Origin of the sequence: Nocardiopsis sp. TNDT3, from assembly GCF_003427465.1 — a bacterium.
Taxonomy (GTDB): domain Bacteria; phylum Actinomycetota; class Actinomycetes; order Streptosporangiales; family Streptosporangiaceae; genus Nocardiopsis; species Nocardiopsis dassonvillei.
On the sequence record NZ_QPFC01000594.1, the window covers coordinates 1 to 6,280 of the forward strand.

A 6,280-nucleotide genomic window follows, 5' to 3' on the forward strand; every position below is an offset into this window, starting at 1 on the left:
CGTCCGGGCAGCCCGGACGCGCCGCGGGTAGCAGGATCACGCGTACGGCACCGCGTCCGTGAACCCTTCCCGGGCACCAACGAACGGAGAGACCCGCTGTGACTCGCACACCCCAGGCAGCCGCCGAGGAGGCCGCCGCCGAACTGCGCTCGCGCACCGGCGTGGACGCCTACGACGTCGCCCTGGTCATGGGATCGGGGTGGGCCTCCGCGGCCGACCTGCTCGGCGACTCCGGTCAGGAGCTGCCCACCACCGACCTGCCCGGCTTCGTGCCCCCGGCCGTGGAGGGCCACAGCGGCACCGTGCGCAGCATCAGGGCGGGCGACCGCTCCCTGCTCGCCTTCCTGGGCCGCACCCACCTGTACGAGGGCCACGGCACCGACGCCGTCGTGCACGGCGTGCGCACCGCCGTGGCGGCCGGGGCCACCACGGTCGTGCTGACCAACGCCGCGGGCGGCATCAACCCCGCCTACGCGGTGGGGTCCCCGGTGCTCATCGCCGACCACCTCAACATGACCGCGCGGTCCCCGCTGACCGGCGCGACCTTCGTCGACCTCACCGAGACCTACACCCCCGCCCTGCGCGAGCTGGCCCGCTCGGTGGACCCCTCCCTGCCCGAGGGCGTGTACGCGGCCATGCCCGGCCCGCACTTCGAGACGCCCGCCGAGATCCGCATGCTCAGCGCCATGGGCGCCGACCTGGTCGGCATGTCCACCGTGCTGGAGGCGATCGCCGCCCGCGCCGCGGGAGCCCGAGTCCTGGGCCTGTCCCTGGTCACCAACGTCGCGGCCGGACTCACGGGGGCCAACCTCGACCACGAGGACGTGCTGGCCACCGGCCGCGACGCCGCCGCGACCGTCGGACGCCTGCTCGCCGACATCACCGCCAAGCTCTGAGGGGAGCCCCCATGACCGACCTCGCCCGGGCCAGACGGTGGATCGCCCAGGACCCCGACCCCGACACGCGCGCGGAGCTGGCGGGACTGGTGGAGCGCGCCGGCCGGGGCGAGGCCGACGCGCTGGCCGACCTGGACTCCCGCTTCGGGGCCCGCCTGGAGTTCGGCACCGCCGGACTGCGCGGCGCCCTCGGCGCGGGCCCCAACCGGATGAACCGGGTGGTGGTCATGCGAGCCGCCGCGGGGATCGCCGCCTGGCTCGGCGCGGGCCCCGGGCACGTGGTCGTCGGCTACGACGCCCGGCACCGCTCGGCGGACTTCGCCCGCGACAGCGCCGCCGTCCTCACCGGCGCCGGGCACCGCGTGTCCCTCATGCCCGGACCGCTGCCCACCCCCGTCCTGGCCTTCGCCGTCCGCGACCTGGGCGCCGACGCCGGGATCATGGTCACCGCCAGCCACAACCCGCCCCGGGACAACGGTTACAAGGTCTACGCGGGGGCGGCCAAGGCGGGCGGCGCCGCCGACGCGGGAACCCAGATCGTCTCCCCGGCCGACGCCGAGATCTCCGCCGCCATCGACGCGGTGGGCCCGGTCGACGAACTGCCGCTGGGCGAGGGGTGGACGGTGCTGGGGGAGGAGGCGGTGGAGCGCTACCTGGACGCGGTCACCGCGCTGGTCCCGGGCGGGGACCGCGACCTGGCCACCACCTACACCGCCATGCACGGGGTGGGCGGCCGGGTGCTGCTGGCGGCGATGGAGCGGGCCGGGTTCCCCCGCCCGTCCGTGGTCGCCGCCCAGTTCGAGCCCAACCCCGACTTCCCGACCGTGGACTTCCCCAACCCGGAGGAGCCCGGCGCCATGGACATGGCGCTGGCCACCGGCGCCGCCGACCGCTCCGACCTGGTCATCGCCAACGACCCCGACGCCGACCGGCTCGCGCTCGCGGTCCCCGGGCACGGCCTGCTCACCGGCAACGAGGTGGGCGGACTGCTGGCCGAGTACGTGCTCGACCACACCAGCGGGTCCGACCGGGTGGTGGCCGCCTCGATCGTCTCCTCCAGCCTGCTCGGCAAGATCGCCCGCGACCGGGGCGTGCACTACGAGGAGACCCTCACCGGCTTCAAGTGGCTGGCGCGCGCGGGCGGCCCCGGGCAGCGGCGGGTCTTCGCGTTCGAGGAGGCGCTGGGCTACTGCGTGGGCGCCGACGGCGGCCGTCCGGTCGCGGACAAGGACGGGATCAGCGCGGCCCTGGTGGCCGCGGCGCTCGCCGCCCGGGCCAAGCGGGAGGGCGCGACCCTGCTCGACCTGCTCGACGACCAGGCGCGCCGGTACGGCCTGCACCTGAGCGACCAGCTGTCGGTGCGGGTGGAGGACCTGACGGTCATCTCCGCGGCGATGCGGCGGTTGCGCGCCGAACCGCCCGCCGCGTTCGGTCCCCTGCGGGTGGTGGGGGTGGACGACTTCGCCGCCGGACACGCGGGTCTGCCGCCGACGGACGCCCTGCGCTTCCGGTTGGAGGGCAGGGGACGTGTGACGCTCAGGCCCTCGGGGACCGAGCCCAAGTTGAAGGCCTACGTCGAGGTGGTGCTGGATGTGGACGGTGACGTGGCGGCCACCCGCGCACTGGGCTCGGACCTGCTCGCCGAGCTGATGGCCTCGGTCACCGCGGCTGTCGGGGGTTGAGGGCGCCGCTCAGTCGCCGTCGGAGGGTTCCACGACCGGCCGGTGCACGACCTCGTCGATGACGGTGAGCGTCTGGGTGGACGTCACACCGGGAAGCGACTGCAACCGGGTGAGGATCAGGTCGCGGAGCTGGTTGGTGTTGGCCACGCGGACGAGGAGGACGATGTCCGCCGAGCCCACGACGTACCAGCAGTACTCGATCTCCGGGTAGGAGGACAGGATCTCCCGGTTGGCGCGCCAGTCCGGCTGGCTGCCCGAGATGAGGACGAGCGCGGTGACGCCGAGCCCCATCTTGGAGTGGTCGGTCACCACGGAGTAGCCGCGGATGACGCCCTCGTCGGTGAGCCGCTTGATGCGGTTGTAGGCCGTCGCGCGGGACACGTTGGCCAGTGCGGCGATCTCGGTGATCCCGGTCCGCGCGTCCTTGGCGAGCGCGCTCAGGATCGTCTGGTCGGTCGTGTCCGGCCGCCGGCCGTTCCTCCGCTGGTCGCCCATGGCCATGTGCGTGCTCCTCGTGTGCTCTTGTTTCAGGACGAAGCCCCTCACTGTCGTCGTTGACCGGGGCTAACGAGTTACCAGGTAAACGTTGTTTCCGTCTATCGGAATCTCAGTCGGCGAGATGCGCGGCGTTCGGGCACCCCCTCCGGCCGCCGCGGGGCGGCGCCGGAGGAGGACGGGAGCGGGGACCCTGGCGCGGGGTCCGACGGGCGGGGGAGGCGCGTCGGGAGTCCGACTGTACTCGTGGTCGACGCTGTCGGTGGATGGGGTGGTTTCCCGGACCGGCGGCGCCTACACCACGCGGCCCGGAACACGACAGAACTTCTTGCCGCGGGGTTCCGTGGGGTCCAAGTGTCGGGAAATCGGGGGGTTTCGTTGACCGGATGACCGGTGCCTCGAACGTATGCGCTCGACGCCGGGAAGTGCGCCCGCCGCGGCCGATCGCGGCTGTTCCGTGACCGTGGACCCCCCCTCCCGGCGACGCCGCGTGCGCTCCCGGTCGCGGCTCGCGCTCCCCCGGGGCCCGAGGGCGTTCGTGGGGTGTACAGGCCCGTGTGTCGTTTTCTCGGGTGGAACGGGGTTCGAGCTGGACTCCAGAGAACCATATGGCGAATTTCATTCCCGTATGTATCAAGTAGCGGCGGATATCTAGCGAAAGTGTCGAGTCTTCCGGAGAATCTGTGTACAGGACAGACACCACCCGGAGCCCGGACCGCGCCACCGCGTCGGACAGGGCCACGTTGGGAGCCGCTCGACATGCCCGCCAGCCGCCCGCCCTCGCCCCAGGACCCGCTGCGCGCAAGGCCCGGGGCCGCCGCCCCCGACGGAGGCGCCGTGCGTCCGGACCCCGCACCCCACGAGTCGGCGGACCGGGGCGCCATCACCGTGGGCCACCTGCCGCCCGACCTCACCCGCGCCCTCTACCGCCACATGAGGACCGCGCGCGACCTGGACACCGAGGCCATCGCCCTCCAGCGCCAGGGCGTCTTCCCCGCCTACGTGTCCGTGCGCGGCCAGGAGGCCGCCCAGGTCGCCAGCGCCTCGGCCCTGGACCCCGCGCGCGACTTCGTCTTCCCCACCTACCGGGAGATGGCCTCCGCCCTGGCCTACGGGGTGGAGATGGTCGGCTACATGGCCACCCACCGCGCCCTGTGGCACGGCGGCCTCTACGACGTCGCGGCCTCGCGGTTCGGCGCCGTCAACGCCGTGGTCGGCGGCCCCGTCCCGCACGCGGTCGGCTGGGCCGTGGGCGAGCGGCTGCGCGGCGACGACGGTGTGGCCCTGGCCTACTTCGGCGACGGCGCCAGCTCCGAGGGCGACGTCCACGAGGCCATGAACTTCGCCGGGGTCTTCGGCGCCCCCGTGGTCTTCTTCTGCCAGAACAACCAGTGGGCGCTGTCGGTGCCCAACCACCGCCAGGTCGCGGGCGGCTCGGTCAGCGCGCGCGCCGAGGGCTACGGCATGCCCGGCGTGCTGGTGGACGGCAACGACGCGGGCGCGGTCCACGAGGCCACCGCCGAGGCCGTCGCCCGGGCCCGCCGCGGCGAGGGGCCCACCCTCATCGAGGCGCTCACCTACCGCGTGGAGCCGCACTCCACCTCCGACGACCCCGGCCGCTACCGCGACGACGCCGAGGCCCAGCGCTGGCGCGAGCGCGACCCCGTCACCCTGCTGCGCGAGGCCCTGCTCGCCGCCGGGCACGCCGACGAGGGCGAACTCGCCCGGGTCGACGCCGAGGCCCGCCGGGAGGCCGAGCGCATCCGCGACGGCGTGGCCACCGCGCCCGAACCGGACGGATCGGAGCTGTTCACCCACGTCTTCCGGGAGACCACCGAGGAGCTGACCCGGCAGCGCCGCACCTGGCAGGAAGAGGTCGAGCTGTGACCGAGCTGATCGAACGCGCCGACACCGCCGCCGAGGCCCCCGCGGTCGAGCTGTCCATGCAGCAGGCCATCAACCGCGCCCTGCGCGACCTGCTCGCCGAGGACCCCGACGTGCTGGTCTTCGGCGAGGACGTGGGCGCCCTGGGCGGGGTCTTCCGCGTCACCGACGGGCTCCAGAAGGAGTTCGGGGACACGCGTGTCTTCGACACCCCGCTGGCCGAGTCCGCCATCATGGGCATGGCGGTCGGCCTGGCCATGAACGGCTGGCGGCCCGTCCCCGAGCTCCAGTTCGACGGTTTCGCCTACCCCGCGATCGACCAGATCGTCAACCAGGTGGCGCGCATGAACTACCGCACCCGCGGCGCGACCCCCATGCCGATCACCCTGCGCCTGCCCTCCTTCGGCGGCATCCAGGCGCCCGAGCACCACGGCGAGAGCCTGGAGGCGCTCTTCGCCCACACCCCCGGCCTCAAGGTCGCCGCGCCCTCGGACCCCGCCGACGCCTACAGCCTGCTGCTCCAGTCGGTGCGCTCCGACGACCCCGTCGTCTACATGGAGCCCAAGGCCCGCTACTGGGACCGCAGGCCCGTGCGGCTGCGCGAGCCCAGCGAGCCCATCGGCACCAGCCGCATCGTGCGCCCTGGCAGGCACGCCACCCTCATCGCCTGGGGCGCCATGGTGCACCGCTGCGTCCAGGTGGCCGACCTGGCCGCGGAGGACGGCGTGGACCTGGAGGTGCTGGACCTGCGCTGGCTCAAGCCCCTGGACGCCGCCGGGATGGCCGCCTCGGTCGCGCGCACCGGACGGGCCGTGGTCGTGCACGAGGCGCCGCTGACCGCCGGACTCGGCGCGGAGGTGGCCGCCCTGGTCACCGAGCGCTGCTTCCGCGACCTGTCCGCCCCCGTCCAGCGCGTCACCGGGTTCGACGTGCCCTACCCCGCGGGCCCCCTGGAGCCGCAGTACCTGCCGACCATCGACCGCGTCCTGCTCGCGGTGCAACGGACCCTGGAGTACTAGAGCGACCATGGCAGAAGACAACATCACCTTCTCCCTTCCCGACCTGGGCGAGGGGCTGGTCGAGGCGACCGTCCTGGAGTGGCAGGTCGCCGTGGGCGAGGAGATCGAGCGCAACGCCCCCCTGGTGGAGGTGGAGACCACCAAGTCCGCGGTGGTCATCCCCTCGCCCCAGGCGGGCCGGATCGTCCAGCTGCACGCCGAGGAGGACCAGGTGGTCCCGGTCGGCGCGCCCCTGGTGACCTTCGCGGTCCAGTCCTCCGGCGACGCGCCGCGGGCGGGCATCGTGGGCCGCGTCCCCGACGAG

6 protein-coding genes are annotated in these 6,280 nt (G+C 73.8%); 5 read left to right on the forward strand and 1 reads right to left on the reverse strand.

Features of this window, described 5'->3' with window-relative positions:
* Positions 1–98 precede the first annotated feature (98 nt).
* Both DQW06_RS15120 and DQW06_RS15125 read left to right on the forward strand, forming a co-directional pair.
* Positions 99–896 (forward strand): purine-nucleoside phosphorylase, encoded by a 798-nt coding sequence (locus tag DQW06_RS15120; protein ID WP_013154259.1) that lies wholly within the window; start codon positions 99–101, stop codon positions 894–896.
* Between the two features lie 11 nt (positions 897–907).
* Positions 908–2,578, forward strand: a complete 1,671-nt coding sequence (locus DQW06_RS15125) for a phospho-sugar mutase (protein ID WP_117198728.1) — start codon at positions 908–910, stop codon at positions 2,576–2,578.
* 9 nt (positions 2,579–2,587) lie between these two features.
* On the opposite strand, the gene DQW06_RS15130 is transcribed toward DQW06_RS15125, so the two are convergent.
* The gene (locus DQW06_RS15130; RefSeq protein ID WP_013154257.1) at positions 2,588–3,079 is read right to left on the reverse strand and encodes an Lrp/AsnC family transcriptional regulator; all 492 of its coding nucleotides are present in this window, start codon (positions 3,077–3,079) and stop codon (positions 2,588–2,590) included.
* 882 nt (positions 3,080–3,961) lie between these two features.
* On the opposite strand from DQW06_RS15130, the gene DQW06_RS15135 reads away from it, so the two are divergent.
* The 3 genes from DQW06_RS15135 to DQW06_RS15145 all read left to right on the forward strand — a co-directional run.
* Positions 3,962–4,960 (forward strand): thiamine pyrophosphate-dependent dehydrogenase E1 component subunit alpha, encoded by a 999-nt coding sequence (locus DQW06_RS15135; protein ID WP_041553200.1) that lies wholly within the window; start codon positions 3,962–3,964, stop codon positions 4,958–4,960.
* On the forward strand, positions 4,957–5,976 hold the full coding sequence (locus DQW06_RS15140; RefSeq protein WP_013154255.1) for an alpha-ketoacid dehydrogenase subunit beta: 1,020 nt from the start codon (positions 4,957–4,959) through the stop codon (positions 5,974–5,976). The genes DQW06_RS15135 and DQW06_RS15140 overlap by 4 nt, the downstream gene beginning before the upstream one ends.
* Before the next feature lie 7 nt (positions 5,977–5,983).
* The coding region (locus tag DQW06_RS15145) for a biotin/lipoyl-containing protein (protein ID WP_117198730.1) at positions 5,984–6,280 on the forward strand (297 nt) is incomplete at its 3' end.

Excerpts from the sequence above, each read along its gene's own strand:
- DQW06_RS15125 (WP_117198728.1), top strand. The coding sequence starts at position 908 with ATGACCGACCTCGCCCGGGCCAGACGGTGGATCGCCCAGGACCCCGAC.
- DQW06_RS15130 (WP_013154257.1), bottom strand. The coding sequence starts at position 3,079 with ATGGCCATGGGCGACCAGCGGAGGAACGGCCGGCGGCCGGACACGACC.